The following is a 23,493-nucleotide window of genomic DNA, read 5'->3' as shown; positions in this document are numbered from 1 at the left end:
GTTATTTTGTTTGACTCTTCTCTAAAGCGTTATTGATATCGTCCATTAACTTAGAATACGTTTGGATACCACCAGAAATATACACTGCGGTTGGGTCAAGATAGGTAATTTGACCTTTTTCCCATGCTGCGGTTTTTCTCACAAGCGCGTTATCTAACACTTCAGCGGCTGGCTGTGCGTCTGCTTTGCCAATCGCACTATCACGGTCAATAACAAACAGCCAATCTGGGTTTAATTTCACCAATAATTCTGCGCTGACGATATTACCGTGACGCCCTGTATTTTCTTCAAAAACATAGGCAGGTTCAAAACCTAACACGTCAAAAATGAAACCAAAACGTGAACCTGGGCCGTACGCGGAAATTTTACCGCCGCTGACCAAAATCACCATGGCTTTGCCTGCATTTGGTGCTTTTGATTTGACGCCTTCAATTTTTGTATTGAAATCTGTAATCAGTTTTTTAGCTTCATCTTCTTTACCAAATAACATACCGAGCTCATTGGTGCGCTCAGTTAAGCTACCAATAAAATTTTTGTTATCAATGTCTAAAGAAATAGTCGGTGCAACGCCACTCAGTTTGTCATATGCATCACGTGCACGGCTTCCCCCTAAAATCAAATCTGGCTTCGCATTACTCAGTGTTTCATAGGCAGGTTCAAATAGTGTGCCTGCATTGATATATTCGGAGCCACTATATTTTGTCAAAAAATCAGGGAAATGAACGTTAGTCTGAGGAACACCTGCAACAGGCGCACCCAGAGCATCCATAATGTCCAGCGTTTCCATGTTCATCACAATGACTTTTTGTGGATGACGAGGAATTTCAGTTTTGCCTTGAACATGTTCGATTGTAATGGTTTGTTTCTCTGCTGCCTGCGTTGTTTCTTTTGTGTCTTTGGCGTTATCACAGCCCACTAATATTAACGCAGATAATAAAGCAATACCTGAAACTAATGATTTTGCAAACATCTAATTTCCTCCATCCATCTATAACTAATGATAAAATTCTATAATTTGGCGATGAGGTTATCTTACACGCAATTAAGCGCTAATGATATTAGTTTGCATTTGCATTCATTGAAAGTTTGTCTAAACGCACAAAAATACCAATTCCATCTCTTATATAGGTACCTAAGCATCTATTGCCGATACTTTTTTCAGGTTGTTTCAAGTTAGCCCAAAACCAACAATAAAGGCATAGCTTCGTGGTATTAAGCTATGCCTTTAATATATAGATAAATATCATTTCTTATACAAACACCAGGCTAATCATTGATAAGCGATAAAATAAGTTGCCAGTTTAGGTTAATAAACCGTTAGTTATAAGAAAAAAGTAACGTTGTTGATGATGTAAACCTTCCGGCCGTGTTAAAAGGGCCATTAACTGTCGCTTTAATATCTAGATTGACATTGCTTCCTTTTCCTATGACCGTGCCCGTTGGACCCGCTTGATTAGTTACTTGAGTACCATTGATTGAAATTTGTATAGGTTTTCCTGCAATGGAAGGTTGTGCGCCAATAATAGCAACGCGCATAGTTGCCGATCTATCACACGTTACTGAACCACTACCTTGTGCAGTTTTCGTGGCGCTTTCTCCAACATTAATTTGCCCAAAATCAAGAGTGCTAGGGACTGTCGTCGTACATGTTAAATTCATTGGAGTGATGACACCACAGGTTGAATTTTGAGCTAGTGTAGATACAGCCCCTCGGCCCACTGGGAGTACAGCAAAACCAACACATAAGGCTCCCCATTTTGTTGCAGGGGTTAACCAAATACTATTTGTAGCCCCGCCACTAACTTGTATCGAATCAGAAGTCTTCTTTTTTGCAGCTACATATAAATTATAAGCTTCATCATAGGTTATATTATTAGGCACCTGTATCATCGATTGGGCTATACCAGCAGACGCCCCTTGACAGAACCCACCAGAATCACAATCTTGACTTCCCGAAGGGCCTAATCCTGTTCTAGGAATCGGACCAAACCAACATTGGCTAGTACTACATGTAAGTCTATTATTTGCCGGTGGACCGTTCAAATCAATCCCCCAAGAAAAATTCAACCGCACATCTGTTCCAAATCTAACTATTTGATATGGACTTCCCCAGCTTGATGCAGCAAGCGCAGCAGATGCATTGATCCAAAAAGCGGCTCCCGCTAAAGTAAAAAGTAACATTTTTTTTATTTTTGACATAGTAGAGTTCTCATTCAATCGCTAGCCTAAATCATCGATAGGCATTAGTTGTAATCCAACATAAAGGTGGTAGTTGCAGTAAAATCACCTAATCCTAACGATTTATTAGGTATTACTTTAGGGTCCGCTTGCACATAGGCTTGAAATTCTAAGGTGGTGTTCCCAGCCGATAAGTCCTGTTTATAGTTCCCTGTATTGATAGGAATAAGCACCCCTTGTTTATTTTCTATGCCAAGCGCTATCCCTTTCGCAGTACTGGACAAATCAGGTGCAAGCAACCCTTTTTGAATCGGGCTTTCAGTCCCCGTAAATTTTAGCGTAATATCCTTTCCTACGGTGAGGTCACAATTAATTAACCTAATTTGAAAAGGCATACTTTTCGTTCTACCATAAGAGTAGAGATATTTATTAACGACCGTACCAAAATCGACGATAACATTTTCATCACCCGGAAAAACATCACAAGCATCTGCAATCAATTTGCCATCGAACTCAACTTTGATAGCGACACTTGGCGTCGATACGGCGAACAATAAAAAAAAGGTCGCACAGTAAATAGTGTTAAGCGGCTTCATCATTTATCCTATTGAAAATCGATTGTCAGTGTTCCAGAAGCAGTAAAATCATCAGCGACTAATTTTGCGTTGCTTAATTTAACCGGTACCGCTGAAATCACAGGTGGTGCGCTAATACGTATAGAAAAAGGCCGATTCAACGGTTGTGGTTTACCATTAACCTGAATTTGAATTCCGAATTTCCCCGTATTTTTCGGCGTGCGGGTAGAAAGTGTTGCATTATCAAAACCCGTTCCCGCCAACGTGCCACCAAAGGTTAATTTAACGTCCCACGGGTAATTCGTATTATTGTCACACGTAATAGTAAAGGGCACATTTTTACGAAAGGCGTTGCCATCGATTTTTCTAATCACAATTTCCCCAAATGACACTCTGATTGGGTCAGTTTTTCCCAGTTGGCAACTTGGTGGAATAATTAGGTTGCCTGTGAACTGCCAGTTCGCTTGGGCAGAAAATGGCAGCAGCATATAAGTTAATACGATAAAGAATAATGATGAAAGTTTCATTTTTGCCTCACTGGTAATCAACTTTTAGGGTTGCTGTGGCTGAAAACTTACCACCATCAGTACTACTATAAGTCGTCCCCACGTTTCTTAATGGGGCGGCCTCAAGTTTAGGTACATTTGTATAGCTAAAGCTGATTGGGGTATTGATTGTTTTCTTCTCATTATTCACATAGAAAACAATGCCAAGTTTATTATTCGAGGTTTTTAATCCGCCATTGCTATTAAATGTTGTTGGGTCGCCAATAATGCTCATTTTGAGTGTATTGCTGGGCAAATTAGTGCAGCTTAACCTCAATGGAACAACTTGCTTATAATTCACACCATCCAACCGCGGTAGCAGCACATCACCAAAATTGACAGTCTGCTGAGACCCTGAATTCAAAATACACTCCGCAGGCGGAGCAATGATTAAATTCCCTTTAATGGTTAAATTTTGATTAATAGACTCGGCATAACTGTGCGAAACAAACACGCTACTCACCATCAAGCCAATAGTGTATTTTAAAAGTGCCATAACTTTTGCTCTCCTATTGGTAATCCAGTGACATAACCAGTGTTGCATTAAATGCCCCTGCCTGTTGTAACGCTACGCCATTAGGTTTAGTCGGTATAACATACAATTTGGGCTGACCGCTAAAAATGGTGAAATCAATAACCGCATTATTTTTTAAAAGCGTATTGTCATGATAAACAAGCAAACCCAAATTAGGTGTATTCGTAAGAAGTGCTGATTTACCATTTATTTGTGCCTCTCGTGACCAAGACAGCTTCATTTTAAATGCATTATTCTTTGGCGGTCGTGAACAAAAAATTGAATAGTCAATTAGCGTTTTTTTATACTCTCCCCCATCAACAATCTGCGCTTCATATACATCACCAAGGTCAGTCCCCCTACTCGTTATGCTACATTCAGCCTTACCTATTACTTCTAGAGTAAAAGTGATATTTTTTTCAAGTTCATTCGGACCAAAATCATCCGCTAACACCCTTGGTATCAATAAAATACTAGTCATAATCGTAACCAAGAAGAAAAAAAATGGTTTTATTCCATAAAACTTCATTTATATTCTCCTTTAGTCGTAGCTGAGTTGAAATTGCAACTGAGCCTGATAACTACCCGCAGATAAATTGGCGGAAGTTCTCATTGGCGCAATATAGTAAGTCAGCTGGTTTTGCCCGAGGGTTAACCGCTGTGGGTTATTAACCCGACCAACAGAAACCAATGAACCTTTTTTATCCGTCAATGCCAAACCAAAACCTTTTGCCCCATTCACCTTAATTAAATCTGGGTTTTGTAAATCAGTGGCCGCGCTAAACTTAATTTGCATTGTGGGAATATTTTTTTCCCACACTAGGTTTGCAAGCTGGTCACGTTGGCGACTTTGACTTATTAGGCAGTCTTCTAATTTAATCGTTAAGGGGATCGCTAAGCCCTTTTGGCCAATCGTACTTAATTGGCCAGTCCCTGTCGTCCCTAGGTCAATCGTCTGATGAGCCGAAGCCATCTCTAAGCGGCAGGCACTCTCGGTGAGGGCGCCACGAACGTCTATGTGGCCATTTGCGCCATCGACAGTCCAGTTGTCGACCTTACCGAGTTGTTGTGCATGCGTGAAAACACTGAACATGCACAGTATGATACCAACAATGGTCAAATTCAGAGGAACAGTGGTTTTCATGTTAGATCCTTATACGATTAATTTTTCTCTGGCACTACTTGGCATTGGCTTGCTTGGCAATTAAATACCAAAGATGGGCGCCCACCGTAGTCATTGATATAGGTTAAGGCCGGCGTATTACCTAACGCGCTCACACTAAGGTCAAGAGGCATTGAACTTTTTGGCGGGATCATGACCGGTTCAAAACCGGCAATCGAGTTCCCATCTTTTTTGGCCGCGGCATCAACAATGGTGATAAAAAACGGTGTCGGGTTATTCGCAATGTACTTGCCACCTTGCTGGGTTAATGTCAGCTTCTCTTGCCATATTTCACCGATATTTTTAGGAACAATACTAGCCGGACGGTAAAACAGTTTAATCCGCGTTTGTAAAGCTAATTGCAGCGTATTGGGTTTATCACTTTTTGGTGGAATTTCACGCAAACTGAAATAAAATACCGACTCCCTATCTTGAGGAAGCTTAGCGGCACTGGGTAATGCTTGAATTTTTACTTGACTCGCGGTGCCTGGCTCAACCCGTTGTACCGGAGGGAGTACCGTAAATGGGTCGCTGATTTTTTCACCCTTTCCATTTTCTAGCCAAGCCTGTGCCAAATAAGGTAGGTTTTTATTCTCATTACTAATATTCAGCGCAATAGATTTATCATCACTGGTAATGATTGCACGTGTACGGTCTAACGCAATAGCAGCTTGTGTTGATGAAATACTCATTAAAATTACTGTGCCTAAGATTGGTAGGGCGAGTAATTTGCTCAGAGAAAATGGCTGTTTTTCAGCCTTAAATGTTAATTTTTTCATTTTGAATCTCTTATGTCTTTTATAGATAAAATTATTAGTTGATACGGCAGTTACTCAGTAGATATAGTCATCCATTACTTTAATAACCAACGTGAAGGGTTAACTGGCGCAACTTCAACTACCGCATCAGAGGCGGTTTGTGCCTGATCTATTGACGAAGCCGCTGCAAGTTTTGGCGAATCAACCGAAAGTTTTGGCGAATCAGCCGCGAGTTTTGGTGAATCCGTGGCTTGTTGTATATTATCCGGACATGGTAGTAACCATTTTGACATTAATACTGATTCATCAGGTAAAGCGCTCGGTAAACGAATTTGACATTGAACACCCTCGTTCCAAGACACCTCTAATACATCATGGGGCCTTAATCCTGTTAAGTAGACATTTCCGTCATCACCCACAATACCCACTTGCTGCTTTCTACCGTTTATGACGACTGAACCAAACGGTGGAACTTGGTTATCAGCTAAGCGAATAACCGCCATCGCTTGTGCTCCTGAAACCACATCAAATTTACGGTAACCAATCGCACCTTCAGTCAAGGTACCTTGTTTAATTGATTGGCTAACTGCGGCGGTATCCGGTAACTTATTGACATCAATACGGACTTGGTTACGGTAGTAACTATTAATATCACCGATGACAGCATAACCAAGCGGGTTACTGTAAACTGACGCCCCAAAACCTTGCACTGGGATATCCGGCACGCCATCCGTTGACACCACCATACGCGTCCCCCCCATTTGGTTAACCCGGTGCAACGCAACCCCTTCTCTTGTTGCCGTTATACCACCTTGAATACCAAATGCAGCGGCCCGGTAACGGTTGTGCTGATAGGTCGCATTAGTGTTAATCGCCGCTAAACTACCATCATAGTTATAAGTTCCACCAAATGAGCTACCATCACGGCTCCACCCCGTATTCAGACTGTAGCTACTGCCCTGATCTATCCGACTATAGAAATTAGCCTGATTAGTGGTATTATCTTTGCTCCAGTTATTGCTTAAGCTTAAACTGGATTGATTACCCCACGGTACAGAGACTGAGGTATAGACTCCATCATCATTCGTGCCGTTTGCTCGGTTACGAAATGCAGTCAAATTCAAGCTGATATTCTTAAAGCGACCAATATCAAAGTATTTTGCCAATGACAGACTGTAGCGGTCACTGTCTTTTCGATCCCAATAAGACTGATGGTAATAGTTTAAAAAGACGCTAATACCAAGATCAGTGAACTGCTGGTTATAAGAAACGGTATACATTTCTTTGCTGTTAAATTTCCGCTCTCCGCTATTAAGCGTATCCAAAAATTCAGACATGCTCATAAAGCCCTTTTCAGAAAAGCGATAACCTGCGAAAGTGACTTGGCTATTATAATCATCAAAACGTTTTGAATAACTTAAGCGGTATGAGTTACCTCGATATGTATCATCGCTACCATCATTCATATTATTTAATTTGGCTCTAGAATGAGTCACATCAAGGGAAAGCGCACCAAACACCATCAAGTCACGACCAATACCCAAGGCTGCAGATAAATACTTATCTGACATGATGCTTCCGCCAAATAGCGACCACCCATTGTCAATCCCCCAAGAGAACTCACCACTTGCAAAAGGCTTACCATTGCTATGGTGTTTATAATCCGTTGGTCGACCTGCTGCCACCTTATAGCGCACTTGTCCGGGACGGGTCAGATACGGAATATTTGCCGTCGAAACCGTGAAGTTTTGCGTGGTACCATCTTGCTCTTCCACCGTCACATCAAGGTCACCTGACAATGCATCATTCAAATCTTGAATACGAAACGGACCGGCTGCAACCTGAGTTTGATAGATAACATGACCTTGTTGGCTAATGATGACCGTTGCATTGCTTCGTGCAACACCAGTGACTTCAGGGGCATAGCCACGAAGGTTTGGCGGCAACATGCTGTCATCCGTCGCTAAGCTCGCCCCAGCAAAACGAAAACTGTCAAAAATATCAGACGTAAAATAGTTTTCACCTAACGCGAGTTGCGCACCAAGTGACTTTATCGCTCTGTAGGCATAATAACGGGTCCACTCAAAATTATTTTCAGTATCTTGACCTTGGGTTTTATTAACACGGGCTTGCCAATCACTACGGAAACGCCAAACCCCCATATTAAAACCAGTGACACCATTCGCATTAAGGCTAAATGCAGTATCGTTAGAGGCACGGGTTTGTTGGCTAAATTGTGTATTCATGTTGTAGTCAAACAAAAAGCCATTAATCCCTTCTTCCCAACGAGAAGGTGGGTCCCAGTTATCTGCGGTATATTCAAGATAAGCTTGTGGCACACTAATATAAAAAGCGGATTTAGGTAAATCAGCCCGAACAGTTGTGCCAGGAACACTATTTAAGTCTAAGCATTGGTTATCATGCCACCATGTAAGCTTACTAACGTAATCTGGTTTTAAGGCAAGTAACTTAACAACTTCAGGAGATATACAAGCGGTTGAGTCATCACTATTTTCAGGGTCTGGATAATAAAAGACCGCTTCATCAGTGAGGGAGCTTTCATTAACGTGAATAGTAAATCGATACTCACCCGGCATTAAATAGCCCGGTTTAGCAAATTGTTTTAAGTTAATATTAGCACGGTCGCTCACATCAAGCATGTCGCTATTAAATTCTATTTCATCTGAAAATGCATTCAATGAAATAGATATACCAACAAGTAAAAATATTAATTTAAACTTTGTTTTAAATGGTTTTAAAAAGTGAACGTTATTACCGGCCATAATTGGAGACCTCTACCTTTAATATCCCTGATATAATTTTAAATAATTCTATTTATTTTATTCATAATCTATTTTAAACCTGATTTGGGCATTATATAGACCAGATCTAAATGCATCCTTATTAGGAATTAAACGCAACTGAAACTTTAAATCTTTCGTACCCTGTTCAATTCCTTGTGGTGGCATGGCAACACCGGGGTATGCTATATTATAAAAACCATCATTAATTCTTAACCCAACACCTCTCGCCTGCCCAAAAAGCTTAAATAAATCCTTTTCATGCGAGCCATCAAAAGTAATACGTAAATGCCGCCAGTTTGGTCTTGGTGTATTATTAAGATGGGGGCGTTCAATTGAGCAATTAATTAACCGAACTGTAAAGTCACGAGGCGGACTTTCTCCATATCGTTGTATTTGTGCCAGAGGTAGACTTCCCATGTCAATTGTCTGGTCTCGGCTGCCAAAATCAATAGAGCACGCGGTTTCAACAATACTCCCACCAACAGTAACGGTGTTAGCATTGCTAAAACTGCTTATACTCATTAAAACGAGGCTACCGAAAAGGAAATTAATTAATTTCAATATTCCACCCTCACTCAAAAACAAAATCCACTGGTAATAGAAACTTCATACCAGTGGAATTGGCATTATTATTCGTAATTCAACTGGAAATCAGCAACAGAAGTGAACTCACCAACTGTGATAGTATCCAGCTCACCACCGTTACCAATTAGGTATGCAGAGAACTGAATAGTGTTATTGCCACCTTGGATCAGTTGGAATGGAGTTGCTTTACCTAAGGTTACAACACCATTTGCACCGTTAGTGATCTGAACACCAGCGCCAGCACCTGTACCAACGATACCTAATGTTTTGTTAGATGTATCAAAAGCAGCCGCAGCACCGGTAAAGGTTAACTGTACGCCTTTAGTTAATTTAGTTACATCACAGTTTTCTAACAGGATTTCGAAAGGACGTGGAGTTGATTTACCACCTTTTACTAATGCCATATTAGAGATTTGGCCTAATTCAACAACATCTTTAGTATCTGGAGAAATTGAACATGGGGCATCAATAATTGAGCCTTTAAATGTAATTTTTCCGTGGCCTTGGTCTGCTGCGTTAGCCGCTGAAATTAAGCCGATAGTCATTGCTGTTGCAATTGCAATATTCTTGATTTTCATATCTATATATTCCTTACAGTAAATAATGTTGGTTTTTTATTAAGTGTGAATATTGAATAAAAATTGCCATATACACTTACTATGGCAATAGTTTTTTATTAAAATTAATTACTTTTAGCTATCATAATAAATAATAGCCGAAAAATAATTGACTTTATCGGATAACATCTCCAGTTGATTAATTCTCAACTAAATATAAAAAGTGACATACAGGAACCTGAAAAATAAAAGATAACTTTACTAGTAACTCAATATTTATTTTATTCACTCCATTTTCATAACGAGAGACTTGTTGTTGACTGATATCTAATTTCTCAGCTAATTCCCCACCACTCCAACCGTATTCCATTCTTAACTTGCGTATTTCTCTTCCTGCTTTGAAGTTTAATTCGTTTGAATATTCATATTTTGTATTTAACATTGCGACTAATCCCAAACATGATAATAATCTGCCAGTGTTTCTTCAGTTGATAATTTAAATCCCAAATCTGTGATTAAGTCATGTGCATTAACATTAAGAATAAAAGCGATAAAACATAAGTTATCGATACTTAATCTTACAGCCCCTCGCTCTATTCTAGATACATGTTGTTGTGAGCAACCCATTAAACTTGCCAACTGGTCGCCACTCAAACCTTGCTTAAGACGACAAGCTTTTATATTGCTACCTACAATCTTATTAACATCAGAAATATTCATAATATTTTTAATTATTCACAGTAATTAATTTCGAATATGTTATTTCAAACCAATAAACACGTCAAATACGTAAATTTATTTCCAATATTTAAATTCACATTTAAATTACACTTTGTAATATACTATCCTAATGAATTAATTGAACTTTAATTATAATAGAAAAATATAAGTTACACTCAGAAACAAAAGAGAACACCTAAAACGAGTACAATTCGGAGTTATTATCTTGATTAGATTAAAAACTCAAACAAACAGACTATTTAGATGACTAATGATGATATAATATTATGTGATTCTCGGTCATATTTAAAAACACAGTCAATTAGAACTTTCAATTGAATGTAAATTAAAAGTTTTTCAGTCATAATAACGGGAAATAACTATTTAAACGGAAAATAACTGCCTTTGAAAATTAAGTGCTTTTTCAGTGTATTCTTATTTTAAAATACATTATTTAATATCTCTTAGTATTACATACAAGTCAGAATTTTATATATTTAGTTTTATCTAATTGCAGTCAGAGCAAAATATGATCAATATTAAAACCACATGGCATACCATATTCAAAAGAGATATTCAGTCATACCTAGAAAGCAGAGAAACATCATCCAAATAAATTATAAAAAAACAAAAACATAACCGATGAAAAGCTAAGTGCATTCGGGTACTCAATATGCTTGTTTTACCCGCAACGAATCCCAGTTGTCATTAATCTTTATATGTGGTTTTCGGTCGAAGTATGTATATAGAAGAAAAAAATAATAGAGCCCGAAGATACCTAAATGGTTTTAAGCTGTATTCGACTGATAGCTAGATACCTAAACTTAGAAGAATAAACCCTCAAACAACTTAACAACAAACAAAACACATGAATTTAACATTTCACATTATCCTGACAATTATTATCTTTTTTTTATATTAGTTACATAATTAAAACAATAAACCTCTGCACAATTTAACTATTAGAGAAATATTATATTGTGAAATAGCTCTCTAACCTCATTTATTTATGTTGAATTAATTCTAATCGCTTGTCATTATTTAATCTGGCTTGTTACTACCTTTGGGTAGGCAAAACCTAGTTGTCCCTCCTTTTTGGAGGAATAACTAGGTTTTTTTTTGTCTTTTGTATAGAAGGAAATTAGCAATGAATAAATTTAAGACAGGGATCTTAAGCTTAGCCGTTATGCTTGGGCTAAATACACCAACATTTGGGGACACGCAGGAAATACAACAGAAGGCTCCGATAAAAAAGCCTAATGTTATTATTTTGTTCTTAGACGATGCAGGCTACGCAGATGTTAAAGCGTTTGGTGGAAAGTATGAAACCAAAAACCTTGACAAGATGGCAGCAGAAGGTCAGAAATGGACTAATTTTTACGTCTCATCCCCAATCAGTTCACCGTCTCGAGCAGGCTTATTGACTGGTCGACTAGGCGTCCGTAATGGTATGTATGGAACAAAAGTTGGTGTTTTAATGCATAAAAATACCAATGGCTTACCTAAAAGCGAAGTCACTATTGCTGAAATGCTTCGCGATAACGGTTATCAAACAAGTTTACTTGGGAAATGGCACTTAGGGCACTTCCCTGAACACTATCCGACACGCCACGGTTTTAATTATACATATGGCCCACTGTATTCTAACGATATGGACTGGGCACCTGAATATGAAAAAGTCATGGGTGGCATGGTTGACGCTTACACCAAAAAAGATTGGGATCGATTCAACGAAATAATAGCATTTCGTGATAATGCAATCGTTCATCCTAAAGAAGAGATGTGGCAAAATCGCGTTTTAACATCACAACCTAAAGGTGATGGCACTTACGATGATTCATTCACTATAATGAATCAAACAACATTCACAAAAGATCTGACAGCTCAAGCTAAAAACTATATTGATAAAAACCAAGACACCCCTTTCTTCATGTATATGGCCTATACGCAAACTCACGTGCCTTTATTTGTCTCCCCTGAATTCTCAGGAAAAACAGATTCGTTATATGGCGATGTAATGCAAGAAATTGATTGGTCAGTTGGCGAAATTGTTGATCACCTTAAAAAACGTGGTCTTGATCAAGACACTTTAATTATTTTTACCTCAGATAATGGCCCTTGGGATGTTCCCGCTTTTGTTAAAGCAGGCCATGCGGGAGATACTGGCGGGTTAGCAGGTGGAAAAAATAGAACGTTAGAAGGGGGTTCTCGCGTTCCAGCAATTTTCTATTGGCCAGGAACAATTAAGCCACAAGTAATTGATGGTATTGGTTCCACACTTGATATTCTCCCTACTGTAGCAAATTTATCTCATTCTCAATTACCAACGGCAACATTAGATGGCATAGATATTTCTTCAACATTACTTGAAGGGAAACCCAGCCCGAGAGAAATTTATCCTTATTATATGGAAGGACGATTTGAAGCATTTCGCGCTGGTGATTGGAAACTTTATCTCATGCGGTATGAAAATAGAGGTTCAGGCGCTAAACCTGTCGCAAATGCAGGGTATGAGCTCTATAATTTAGTTGATGATAAATTTGAACTAAATAACCTAGTTGACCAACATCCTGAAATTGTCGCTGATATACTTGCTCAAGCCCAAAAATATAATGAAAGTATAGGTGAATATGCACCACCTTTATTTGACTTTAATGCTCAGTAATAAGGGTGAGCTATCTGTTGTGAAATAGGCTGATACCGATATAAGCAAGGTATCAGCTATCACTCTAAAATGGGAAAATCCCACCACATATTTCAACTGCACCCTAAATGTTAGACTGCTTTAGTCTGATTTAAAGGGTGCATTTTATGTCAAAATAGCCAGCATATTACGTTTACGCAGATTACTATTATCCCATGGGTAATGAAAATGAGAGATAATTGTTATCACATCTAATGATTTTTAAAAAAAAGGTTTTATGCGACCAACAGTAACAATAAACTCTCCACTTATATTCATTGAAACTGTTAAGGAGATAATTCATGGCAGATACACCCTATGTTCCACCTAAAGTTTGGCAATGGGAGCAAGGTAATGGCGGGAAATTCGCCAATATTAATCGTCCTGTTTCCGGCGCAACTCATGAAAAAACCTTACCTGTAGGTAAGCACCCACTACAGCTATACTCCTTGGGAACACCTAATGGCCAAAAAGTAACTATTATGTTAGAGGAGCTTTTGGCACTTGGTATTCATGAGGCTGAGTACGATGCTTGGCTCATTAATATTGGTGATGGTGACCAATTTAGTTCAGGTTTTGTTGAAATCAACCCTAACTCAAAAATTCCTGCATTAGTTGATAGAAGTGGCAAAGATCCGATTCGAGTTTTCGAGTCAGGATCTATTTTGACTTACTTAGCTGAAAAATTTTCAGCTTTCCTACCCACCACTCAGCCGGAGCGCGCTGAAACACTATCATGGTTATTCTGGCAGATGGGATCAGCCCCTTTTATTGGAGGTGGTTTTGGGCATTTCTACGCTTATGCCCCTGAAAAGTATGAGTACCCAATAAATCGATTTGCAATGGAAACTAAACGTCAGCTCGATGTATTAGACAAACATTTAGCCACTCACAAATATATCTCAGGTAATAACTACAGTATCGCGGATATCGCCATTTGGCCGTGGTACGGCGCTCTCGTAAAAGGCGGGTTATATGATGCCGCCGAGTTTTTGTCGGTTCACGAATACAAAAATGTCATCCGTTGGGCTGATGAAGTTTATGCTCGTCCAGCCGTACAGCGCGGATGCCGAGTCAACCGTCTTCAAGGTGACCCTATGCAGCAAGTACGCGAACGCCACGATGCAAGTGACATACGTTAGAAACCATATTAAAGCCATTTAATTATAGCGTGGCACAAGGTGAGTTAGTAAGCGCTCACCTTGTTTTTGAGCGACGATAACGCCCTATAACAAGATGAAATAGCGCTTTTTTTTAATGCAGGGATCGATTTAAGCAAAGATATTATCTATAGCGAGCCCGCAGCTAAGAGTAAATTTGCTGGCGTGGTAATGCCCCTTGAAAAAAACACAATGAACCCCGCATTATAAAACTCGTGGTGGTCTTAAAAGCAATCAAACTTTCTAAAAATGAATACTAAAGAGGATTAAATCCCCCATCCTTCTATTTTGTATTTTTTTCTTGTGAAGCTAAATGCACTCCAACGTACCGTTTATAACGAGTAGGCTTTAATTGCGTTAAATCCACTAATACCAAGCCATCAATGCAATCATTAAAATCAGGGTCAGTACCAAAGTCTATAAATTGAACACCACCGGGCTCACATAGTTCTGTATACTGTTTATACAGTGTCGGGATTGAACACCCGATATTATTGAGTAAGCTTTTTAATTTAATGAAATCTTCTTGATAGTTATCTCCCGCAAATTGAGCGAGTACTTGTGGCAACGAAGCAGGATAAGGCCGACGTGATTGTGCCATAACATGCTTCGCAGAAAAATAGAGCCGATAAAATGCAATTAATAGATCTCTCGCAGCTAACGGCATTGTCCCTGAAATAGACACTGGGCCGAATAAATAACGATACTGTGGATATTTTGCTAAGTAAGCCCCTATACCCAACCATAAATAATCTAAACCTCGTTTCCCCCAGTATTTAGGTTGAATAAAACTGCGTCCCAATTCAATTCCTTGGCTAAGAATGGGTAACATTTCTTGGTCATAATGAAACAAGCTATAGCTGTAAATGCTCTCCAACCCTTTTTTTTCCAGTTGTTTTTCTGTAGGGATAAACCGATAGGCACCGACAATATCCAGTTCATCTTCATCCCAAAGAATTAAATGATAATAATAATCATCATAACTATCTAAATCGCGGCGATTCCCTGAACCTTCACCGACAGCTCGAAACGCAATTTCACGTAAACGGCCTAATTCACGCAAAATAGGAGAACTAGCCTCTTGGTTTCTTTGATAAAGGTAAATAACCTTACCATCTGGCGATGTACCTAAACGCTCACAATCAACTAGCGCTTTTTTGAGTTCTAGCCGATCCTCCGGTAATGCAATAGCTGACTCACTGGTAAATAGCCCGCTTTTTCCTTTACCCAGTAAATAGACATGGCGACGAAAACGTTCCGCTAATTCGTGAGCCTTAGTATGACCATCGTACCAATGGGTAAATGGAATACGACCACCAATGCGAATCTTTATTTGATTTCCTTGTTGCTTGAACATCTCCCTCACTAGCATCAATGTTGATAAGGGCTGATAAACTAGCGAGGTCAGGTAAAATAAATGGCTATTACGCCCTTGAACATGGATAGGCACTATGACTGCTCGCGCTTTTGCCGCTAAACGTAAAAAACCGGTACGCCAATGGCTATCGAGTATCCCTTTACGGCCTAACCTTGAAACTTCACCAGCAGGAAAAACAATCAATGCCCCTTGGTTGTCCAAGTGCTGCTGCATAGCGGTAACTTGTTGGCGATTGGTTCGATTATTTATATTATCAACAGGAATAAATAAGCTACTTAATGGCTCAATATAATTAAGAAACTGGTTCGCCACGATTTTAACGTCAGGCCGAACTGTTGATACTGCATGTAATATCGCTAGACCATCTAATGAACCTATTGGGTGGTTTGCCACTAATACCACAGGCCCTTGATTAGGAATATTTTCTAAGTCTCTTTGCGCGAATTCAACTCGAACATTAAAATATTCAATTATTTGTTCAATTAAATCAAAGCCTTTCAAATGAGGGTAATTAATCGCAAATTGCTGGAATTCTTTTTCGAAAAGTAATTTTTTCAATAAGATACGCTTCCATTTAGAAAGCGGTTTTTGTGGATAAATATCGTGGAGCAAGGTATCGACACTAAACATAATATTACCTCCCAGCTTAGTTATAGGGGAACTTAAGTCAGAATAATGGCAATAACATGTCTTTTTTATGGCAAAACCATGAAGTGATGAAAAATAATTATTCTGATAGTGTTAGTTTCGCTTATATTATCATTATTTTGGCTAAAACTTAATTTTATAACGTAGAATTTATTTTAAAATTTTGTCGATATCTATAATTAATCTATTTTTGTAATATGCATCTAATTTACAACAAATATAGATTTTTCTTAAAAATATATATCACACCATGAAAACTACTTGTTTTATTTTTAAAATTAAATAAGCCCCATTAAAATCGACTTATCATTAAAGGACTCATTAATAATTACACCTTTCAATAATAAAAATTAATTCCTTATTCTTCATAAGCATAGCAAGTTTTTACTAATATTTTATTTATTTACACCTTATTGATAGACAAATCTTATTTCAGCAATCGCTAAAACCGATGGTCATCATTGATAAAAATCAAGAACCTTTTTCTGTTATTTATCCATCATAGACCGGCTGTAGAATTATATTAATTAAAAATATTTAAATATATTTGACCGCAATCTACCAAGGATAGTGTAATGAAAAAACTTACTCGCATTACGGTCGCTGTCATATTTTTGCTTATACTCGGTTATTTTGGATTATCTGGTTACGTTTGGTACCACGATGATCAACGTAGACAAAATAATGACATTCAGACATCTAAAATTGCAGAAAATAATCAAGTCCTTCGTTTTTTTGATGAAAAAGGATGCGATTATTGTCACACTCCATCAGCAGATTTACCTGCCTATGCTACATTCCCTATCGCTAAGCAACTGATGGAATATGATATTCAACTCGGTTATAAATCTTTTAATCTCGAGACTGCCCGCGCTGCGCTGATAGCTGGCGAGCCTGTTCCACAAAGTGAATTAAACAAAATTGAGTGGGTTATGCAGAACCACACAATGCCCCCTACTCGCTATGTCGCACTTCATTGGGCGAGTCGTGTGAGTGACGAAGAGCGAGCCAAGCTTCTCGACTGGATAGCGAAGCAACGAGAAACCCATTACGCCAGTGAGGATACGGCGGTAGAACACCGTAATGAACCGATCCAACCGATTCCAAAATCACTGGAAGTGGATGACAAAAAAGTCGCTTTAGGTTTCCGCCTTTATCATGATGCACGCTTGTCTGGCGATAGCACTATCTCTTGTGCCCATTGCCACGCTTTGAATGCCGGTGGTGTGGATGGACGTAAAACATCAATTGGTGTAGGTGGTGCCGTCGGACCAATCAACGCCCCTACAGTGTTTAACTCCGTATTTAACGTTGAACAATTTTGGGATGGTCGTGCGCCAGACTTACAAGCTCAAGCCGGTGGCCCGCCATTGAATCCAATTGAAATGGCATCAAAATCTTGGGATGAAATCATTGCTAAGCTCGATCAAGATCCTGTTTTGAAAAGCGATTTCAATGCCGTCTACCCAGAAGGTTTTACCGGAGATAACATCACTGATGCCATTGCAGAATTTGAGAAAACATTAATTACTCCCGATTCTCCATTTGATAACTGGTTAAGAGGCGACAATGGCGCACTGACGGCGCAACAATTGCATGGTTACCAATTATTCAAAGAGAACAAATGTGCAACTTGTCATGGTGGCATTATTCTCGGTGGTCGCTCTTTCGAACCACTAGGCTTGAAGAAAGACTATGAATTCGGAGAAATAACGGCACAAGATATTGGTCGTATGAATGTAACTTCTGATGAGCGCGATAAACTACGTCAGAAAGTGCCTACACTACGCAATGTCGAGTTGACCGCACCGTATTTCCACCGTGGTGATGTGGCAACGTTAGATGAAGCCGTAAAACTTATGCTGCGTTATCAAGTGGGCAAAGAACTCCCACAAAAAGATGTCGATGATATCGTGGCATTCTTAAAAAGTTTAACGGGTGTCTATACACCTTATGTGCAACAAAACCAAGTAGCACAGTAAAAATAGCAACAATAATGAATATAAAACCAATAGCACTCCCCTATCTTTGGGAAGTGCTATTTTTTGCGATTTAATTTTATAGATGAGGGTTGGTGGTGTTAGTTTCTTAAGTGAGTAAACACACTGGGCTATCGATATCCACCAATGACTAGAATGATACCGTGTCCAACCACTAGAATGGCTAAATAAAGTGGGAAAACACAACGTTATCCTACTTAGCATCACTGATTTATTGTGCGTGAAAGTAAATATTTTTTTTCAATACTGGCATTGTTAACTTTAAATGGTACCCACACAATGTTTCTTTGGCGAGTATCGCTAATGCAACATAAAAATCACTGTCAGCACGCTCCTCTAAAACACTTAAAAAATGTTCAGCCCAAGGTAAAAGATGCCAAGCAAGTAGCTCTTCTAGGTCATCTCGCCTATTTTGCTCTGCAAGCCATGCAGCTAGCATCATCATCAAACCAAAATGATCTTCAGGCTCTTTTTGCGTCGTTGCAGGTTCAATCCCCTTTGCGCGCATCCATTGACGTAATTCAACCGTTGAGTCACCAAAAACAATACATTCCTTATCCAACCACACTGAGCCCCAAGGGGGTGCAGGCAACGCGTATGGCCCTATAAACAATCGCTGCCACGCTTCGCTAAGGGGTTCTTCATCTTGAATACTCGTCTGAAAAAGCTGGTTAATGGTACTTAATGAGGGCAGTAAAAATGGCCAGTCTTCATGCCATGTCGGTTCTTGTAAAATAGCCACAAGATCCACATTATTTTCACTATCTGGAGCAAAGTAAAATAAAGAGCCGAGAACACGCCCCGTAATGGCGATATGTTCAAGAAATAGCGAGTCTTGCATATAAATTGTCTCTGAATGCTCAGCGCAGAAAGCCTTTAACCCCCTACGCTGAAGTTTACCGGTTAAGCAACAGCCATGCCGACTGTCATATGTAAACCATAGAATAGGCCACGACCAATCAATTCACCAAACAACACCAACAATGTGCCGATGAGTAAACTGATAACTGATGGCTGGTTTTGACGAATAACAGGCAGGACCCACAACAACAATCCAAGGCTAGTGGCAACTAAACGGATCATTTGTAAGAAACCATAGTCAGGGACTAAATCACTCGCTTTTTGTACCGATGTCGCTATCAATGCAATTTCACCACTTTGGATCAGCACTGACGCAATGGTTACGATATAGGCAACCACACTGATAGCGGCTAATTTACCACTATTCAGTGGGAATTTAGCCACTCGCAATAATAATGTGCCTAAAATTGGTCCCACGACAAATACGGTCATAAAGAAACCAATGGTTGTATGTGGCGTATCCCATGTTGGCACAGTACTTATCATATAGACACGAGTCATCGCCCAGACAAATACTAACCCCATCAACATCGTCAGGAGCAGCCAGATTTTACCGAGCCCTTCAGGCATTTTCTTTAGTGCTGACAGCAACCACCATAAACCACCCAATGCAAAAAAAACTGAGCCGAATAACACTTCATTGCTTAATGATGAAGCAAATACGCGGTTCATCGAGTTAAACGCACGTAAAGGTGAGCCCATATGCATCATTGACGCTAAGAAGCCTAGCCCCATTAGCACCCATAACACCAACATGGCATTCACAATGCGCTGTTTTTGTTGTTTATCATCGGTAGATAGCCAAGCAAGCCCAGTGACAATCGCGCCACCAGCAATACTTTGGCCTAAAACGGTGAACAAAATCAGCGGCCATTCATGTAATCCGTTGCCCATCTTATACCTCCCGTGGATTGGCTAAATGGCCTGTCGTATCATTGACAGGGCGACTATTGGCGTTAGGTTTAATTACAATATTTGGCTTGGTGTAGTGCGCTTCAGGTAACGGCGCAATCTCAGCCAAATTACCATGAGTTTTACGCAGTTCATCAATGGGGCCAAAATCAAGGGCTCGTAATGGGCAGGATTCCGCACAAATCGGTTTTTTACCTTCAGCCACTCGTTCATAGCAACCATCACATTTTGTCATGTGGCCTTTTTCTGCATTAAATTGCGGCGCACCATAAGGACAAGCCATGTGGCAATAACGGCAACCAATACATACGCTTTCATCCACCACGACAAAGCCATCTTCACGCTTATGCATCGCCCCACTTGGGCAAACTTTTACACAAGCAGGATCTTCACAGTGGTTACAAGATATTGATAAATAGTAACTAAAGACATTTTGATGCCATACGCCATTATCTTCCTGCCAATCTCCCCCAGTGTATTCATAGATACGTCTAAAATTGACCGCAGGAGATAAATTTTTGTAATCTTTACACGCTAATTCACATGTTTTACAGCCTGTGCAACGTGCTGAATCAATATAAAAACCATATTGCGTTGTCATGATTTATCGCCTCCCTATACCCTTGCCACTTCAACAAGATTACTGTGCTGAGGATTACCTTTTGCCAGCGGTGACGGACGTTGAGTCGTCAACACGTTTAGGCTTCCCCCATGATCAATCTTGTTTTCGTCAGGCTCATACCAAGCCCCTTCGCCCATAGCCACAACCCCCGGTATAATACGCGGTGTCACCTTGGCGCTGATGTGAACTTCCCCTCTATCGTTATAAATACGCACGAGATCGCCATCTTTGATATTGCGGCGCTTAGCATCGATAGGGTTGATCCACATTTCTTGTAGACAAGCGGCTTTAATCACATCCACATTGCCGTAAGTCGAGTGAACGCGGGACTTATAGTGGAAGCCACTTAATTGCAGCGGGTATTTTTCGGTCAGTTTGTCATTATGGCTTTCAAAACCAGGTGAATACATTGGGATCGCAGAGATCAGGTCTCCCTCTTCAAGGCTCCATGTCTTCGCAATATCCGCTAAACGAGACGAATAGATCTCAATTTTGCCTGAGGGTGTACTTAGTGGATTAGCAATCGGATCATCTCGGAAAGCTTTATAAGCAACAAAGTGTCCCTGTGGGTCCATTTTTTTATAGATCCCTTGTTGCTGGAAGGTCTCAAAATCAGGTAGTTCTGGCAGTTTTTTCCGTGAAATTTCATATAAATGACGTAACCACTCTTCTTGTGTTCGTCCTTCAGTAAATTTCTCCTCAACCCCCATGCGACGTGCAATTTGTGTACACATTTCATACACGGTTTTGCTTTCAAAACGCGGTTCAATGGCTTGGCTGGCAAAAATCACATAACCCATATTGCTCGCGGCACCATCTAAACAGAAATCCATTTGCTCAGAGGCAGTACAATCGGGTAGGACTAAGTCTGCATATTTTGCAGATGCTGTCATATGGTTATCAATCACGACAATCATTTCACATTTTTTATCATCCTGAAGAATTTCATGGGTTTTATTAATGTCTGAGTGTTGATTGATTAAACTATTACTGGCGTAGTTCCAAATAAATTTAATAGGTACATCCAGCTTGTCTTTACCACGCACGCCATCATGCGTTGCCGTCATTTCAGGGCCACGCTCAATAGCATCCGTCCATAAGAATACCGAAATACTTGCCTTCACGGGGTTTTCAAGAGTTGGCATTCGCTCAAATGGAATATCATAGTTCCCTTCGCGTGCACCTGTGTTTCCACCATTAATACCGACATTTCCGGTTAATATCGGCAGCATAGCAATGGCACGCGCGGTTTGCTCACCATTAGAGTGACGCTGAGGCCCCCAACCTTGACTAATATAAGCGGGTTTTGCACTACCAATTTCCCGAGCTAGCTTAATAATTTTATCAGCGGGGATACCGGTAATTTGCGCAGCCCACTGCGGTGTTTTTTCTATGCCATCATCACCTTGGCCTAAAATATAGGCTTTATAGTGGCTATTTTTCGGGGCATCTGCGGGAAGTGTTTTTTCGTCATAACCAACGCAATATTGATCTAAGAAAGGTTGGTCGACCATATTTTCTGTGATCAATACATGGGCGAGCCCCGCGACTAGTGCGGCATCTGTTCCTGGTCGAATGGGTATCCATTCATCCTCACGTCCTGCGGCGGTATCCGTATAGCGAGGATCAATAACAATCATTCGTGCATTAGAGCGCTCACGAGCTTGTTCCAATTGATAAGTAATACCACCACCACTCATACGAGTTTCGGCAGGATTATTACCAAATAGCACCACTAATTTTGAGTTTTCGATGTCAGATACACTATTACCCGCCCCACTTCCATACGTATAAGGCATGGCACAACTGATTTGCGCGGTACTGTAGGTACCGTAATGACTTAAATAACCGCCCATGCAGTTCATTAAACGAGCGATTGGAGAGTTTGCAGGCGGCCATGAGCGCGCAACGGTACCACCTAAAGTCCCTGTACCATAATTCAAATAAATGGCTTCATTGCCATAATCTGCAATGATGCGTTTTAGATTGGCGCTAATCAAATCATAAGCTTCATCCCAACTGATTTGTTTGAATTTGCCTTCCCCTCTCGCCCCTACCCGTAACATTGGGTACTTCAATCGGTCAGGGTTATAGACGCGGCGGCGCATTGAGCGACCACGTAAACAGGCTTTTACTTGATGTTTATTGCCATAAACGTCATCACCCGTATTATCGGTTTCAACATATTTAATTTCCCCATCAACGATATGCATTCGTAATGGGCAGCGACTTCCACAGTTAACAGTACACGCACTCCAGACTATTTTGTCCTCTGGCGCTACGTTTTTTGATAGGGTGTCATTGGTATTAGCGGCACTACTGAAGGGTAAACTCAGCGCTCCACTGGCAAGCGCCAGCCCACCTGCTGTACCTGTTTGCATTAATTTTCGACGGCTGATCCCCGATTGGAGTAACCCATCAGAAAATGCTTTACTCATATCTGCCTCACTTAACATTGCTTCTTAAGGTTTGAATTGCGTTATTAAAATTATTTTTGTATTTAGCTTAGTTGTATAATTTCAAGCGTTATTCTATAGAGAGGGTAAGGTGGGGTATTGTGCGCGATCAAAAATTCAACACAAATAGTGTGGGTATTACACTGAATTTTCGTTATTTTATGCTTATTTTCAATTTACTACATAAACTACCAATATATTAACGCATAGTAACTAAGCAATAATTTTAACTCAGTCAAACGATTATTAAATTCTGTTATAGCTTTCAAAAATCAATGCACCGCATGTATTTTATCTATTTAAACTTAGCCGCGACTTCATATTTAATGTTATGAAAAAATTTACTATTAAGAAAACGATGTCTAGTGAAAAAAA

The 23,493-nt window shown here is 39.8% G+C and carries 21 protein-coding genes; 3 read left to right on the top strand and 18 right to left on the bottom strand.

The features are described 5' to 3' along the window. Position 1: 1 nt before the first annotated feature. From ACLPIE_RS09925 to ACLPIE_RS09865, 13 genes are all read right to left on the bottom strand, one after another. On the bottom strand, positions 2–970 hold the full coding sequence (locus ACLPIE_RS09925) for a siderophore ABC transporter substrate-binding protein (protein WP_430261471.1): 969 nt from the start codon (positions 968–970) through the stop codon (positions 2–4). A 347-nt stretch (positions 971–1,317) separates the two neighbouring features. Next, on the bottom strand, positions 1,318–2,199 hold the full coding sequence (locus ACLPIE_RS09920) for a hypothetical protein (RefSeq protein ID WP_430261470.1): 882 nt from the start codon (positions 2,197–2,199) through the stop codon (positions 1,318–1,320). A gap of 44 nt (positions 2,200–2,243) precedes the next feature. After that, positions 2,244–2,774 (bottom strand): fimbrial protein, encoded by a 531-nt coding sequence (locus ACLPIE_RS09915; RefSeq protein WP_430261469.1) that lies wholly within the window; start codon positions 2,772–2,774, stop codon positions 2,244–2,246. An 8-nt stretch (positions 2,775–2,782) separates the two neighbouring features. Beyond that, positions 2,783–3,280, bottom strand: coding sequence for a fimbrial protein (locus tag ACLPIE_RS09910; protein ID WP_430261468.1), 498 nt, complete (start codon positions 3,278–3,280; stop codon positions 2,783–2,785). A 7-nt stretch (positions 3,281–3,287) separates the two neighbouring features. Then, positions 3,288–3,794, bottom strand: coding sequence for a fimbrial protein (locus ACLPIE_RS09905; protein ID WP_430261467.1), 507 nt, complete (start codon positions 3,792–3,794; stop codon positions 3,288–3,290). Between the two features lie 13 nt (positions 3,795–3,807). Next, the gene (locus tag ACLPIE_RS09900) at positions 3,808–4,293 is read right to left on the bottom strand and encodes a fimbrial protein (RefSeq protein ID WP_430261466.1); all 486 of its coding nucleotides are present in this window, start codon (positions 4,291–4,293) and stop codon (positions 3,808–3,810) included. A 60-nt stretch (positions 4,294–4,353) separates the two neighbouring features. After that, on the bottom strand, positions 4,354–4,956 hold the full coding sequence (locus tag ACLPIE_RS09895) for a fimbrial protein (RefSeq protein WP_430261465.1): 603 nt from the start codon (positions 4,954–4,956) through the stop codon (positions 4,354–4,356). A 17-nt stretch (positions 4,957–4,973) separates the two neighbouring features. Beyond that, on the bottom strand, positions 4,974–5,753 hold the full coding sequence (locus tag ACLPIE_RS09890; RefSeq protein WP_430261464.1) for a fimbria/pilus periplasmic chaperone: 780 nt from the start codon (positions 5,751–5,753) through the stop codon (positions 4,974–4,976). A 74-nt stretch (positions 5,754–5,827) separates the two neighbouring features. Next, positions 5,828–8,515: an outer membrane usher protein gene (locus tag ACLPIE_RS09885; RefSeq protein WP_430261463.1), complete on the bottom strand. Its 2,688-nt coding sequence runs from the start codon at positions 8,513–8,515 to the stop codon at positions 5,828–5,830. A gap of 57 nt (positions 8,516–8,572) precedes the next feature. Beyond that, the gene (locus ACLPIE_RS09880) at positions 8,573–9,097 is read right to left on the bottom strand and encodes a fimbrial protein (protein WP_430261462.1); all 525 of its coding nucleotides are present in this window, start codon (positions 9,095–9,097) and stop codon (positions 8,573–8,575) included. Positions 9,098–9,165: 68 nt separating this feature from the next. Further along, positions 9,166–9,699 (bottom strand): fimbrial protein, encoded by a 534-nt coding sequence (locus ACLPIE_RS09875; RefSeq protein ID WP_430261461.1) that lies wholly within the window; start codon positions 9,697–9,699, stop codon positions 9,166–9,168. A 178-nt stretch (positions 9,700–9,877) separates the two neighbouring features. After that, a complete protein-coding gene (locus ACLPIE_RS09870; RefSeq protein ID WP_430261460.1) occupies positions 9,878–10,120 on the bottom strand; it encodes a helix-turn-helix domain-containing protein in 243 nt (80 codons plus the stop codon). Positions 10,121–10,125: 5 nt separating this feature from the next. Next, on the bottom strand, positions 10,126–10,398 hold the full coding sequence (locus ACLPIE_RS09865; protein ID WP_430261459.1) for a helix-turn-helix domain-containing protein: 273 nt from the start codon (positions 10,396–10,398) through the stop codon (positions 10,126–10,128). A gap of 1,147 nt (positions 10,399–11,545) precedes the next feature. On the opposite strand from ACLPIE_RS09865, the gene ACLPIE_RS09860 reads away from it, so the two are divergent. Both ACLPIE_RS09860 and yghU read left to right on the top strand, forming a co-directional pair. Beyond that, positions 11,546–13,063, top strand: a complete 1,518-nt coding sequence (locus ACLPIE_RS09860) for a sulfatase family protein (protein ID WP_430261458.1) — start codon at positions 11,546–11,548, stop codon at positions 13,061–13,063. A 320-nt stretch (positions 13,064–13,383) separates the two neighbouring features. Next, positions 13,384–14,223, top strand: a complete 840-nt coding sequence (yghU, locus tag ACLPIE_RS09855; RefSeq protein WP_430261457.1) for a glutathione-dependent disulfide-bond oxidoreductase — start codon at positions 13,384–13,386, stop codon at positions 14,221–14,223. A gap of 301 nt (positions 14,224–14,524) precedes the next feature. On the opposite strand, the gene ACLPIE_RS09850 is transcribed toward yghU, so the two are convergent. Beyond that, on the bottom strand, positions 14,525–16,249 hold the full coding sequence (locus tag ACLPIE_RS09850; RefSeq protein ID WP_430261456.1) for a bifunctional ornithine lipid synthase OlsF: 1,725 nt from the start codon (positions 16,247–16,249) through the stop codon (positions 14,525–14,527). A 593-nt stretch (positions 16,250–16,842) separates the two neighbouring features. On the opposite strand from ACLPIE_RS09850, the gene ACLPIE_RS09845 reads away from it, so the two are divergent. Further along, a complete protein-coding gene (locus ACLPIE_RS09845; protein WP_430261455.1) occupies positions 16,843–18,249 on the top strand; it encodes a cytochrome-c peroxidase in 1,407 nt (468 codons plus the stop codon). Between the two features lie 229 nt (positions 18,250–18,478). On the opposite strand, the gene dmsD is transcribed toward ACLPIE_RS09845, so the two are convergent. From dmsD to ACLPIE_RS09825, 4 genes are all read right to left on the bottom strand, one after another. Beyond that, positions 18,479–19,108, bottom strand: a complete 630-nt coding sequence (gene dmsD / locus ACLPIE_RS09840) for a Tat proofreading chaperone DmsD (protein ID WP_430261454.1) — start codon at positions 19,106–19,108, stop codon at positions 18,479–18,481. 62 nt (positions 19,109–19,170) lie between these two features. Continuing rightward, positions 19,171–20,022 carry a DmsC/YnfH family molybdoenzyme membrane anchor subunit gene (locus ACLPIE_RS09835; RefSeq protein WP_430261453.1) on the bottom strand — a complete coding sequence of 284 codons (852 nt, stop codon included), beginning with the start codon at positions 20,020–20,022 and terminating at the stop codon, positions 19,171–19,173. A gap of 1 nt (position 20,023) precedes the next feature. Continuing rightward, positions 20,024–20,641, bottom strand: a complete 618-nt coding sequence (locus tag ACLPIE_RS09830; RefSeq protein ID WP_430261452.1) for a DMSO/selenate family reductase complex B subunit — start codon at positions 20,639–20,641, stop codon at positions 20,024–20,026. A gap of 14 nt (positions 20,642–20,655) precedes the next feature. Further along, entirely contained in the window at positions 20,656–23,100 is a 2,445-nt protein-coding gene (locus ACLPIE_RS09825; protein WP_430261451.1) for a DMSO/selenate family reductase complex A subunit, read from the bottom strand. Positions 23,101–23,493 lie beyond the last annotated feature (393 nt).

Source organism: Providencia sp. Me31A, assembly GCF_050487165.1.
Taxonomy (GTDB): domain Bacteria; phylum Pseudomonadota; class Gammaproteobacteria; order Enterobacterales; family Enterobacteriaceae; genus Providencia.
Note: the sequence above shows the minus strand (reverse complement) of the source record. Positions and strands in the feature narration are given on the sequence as shown.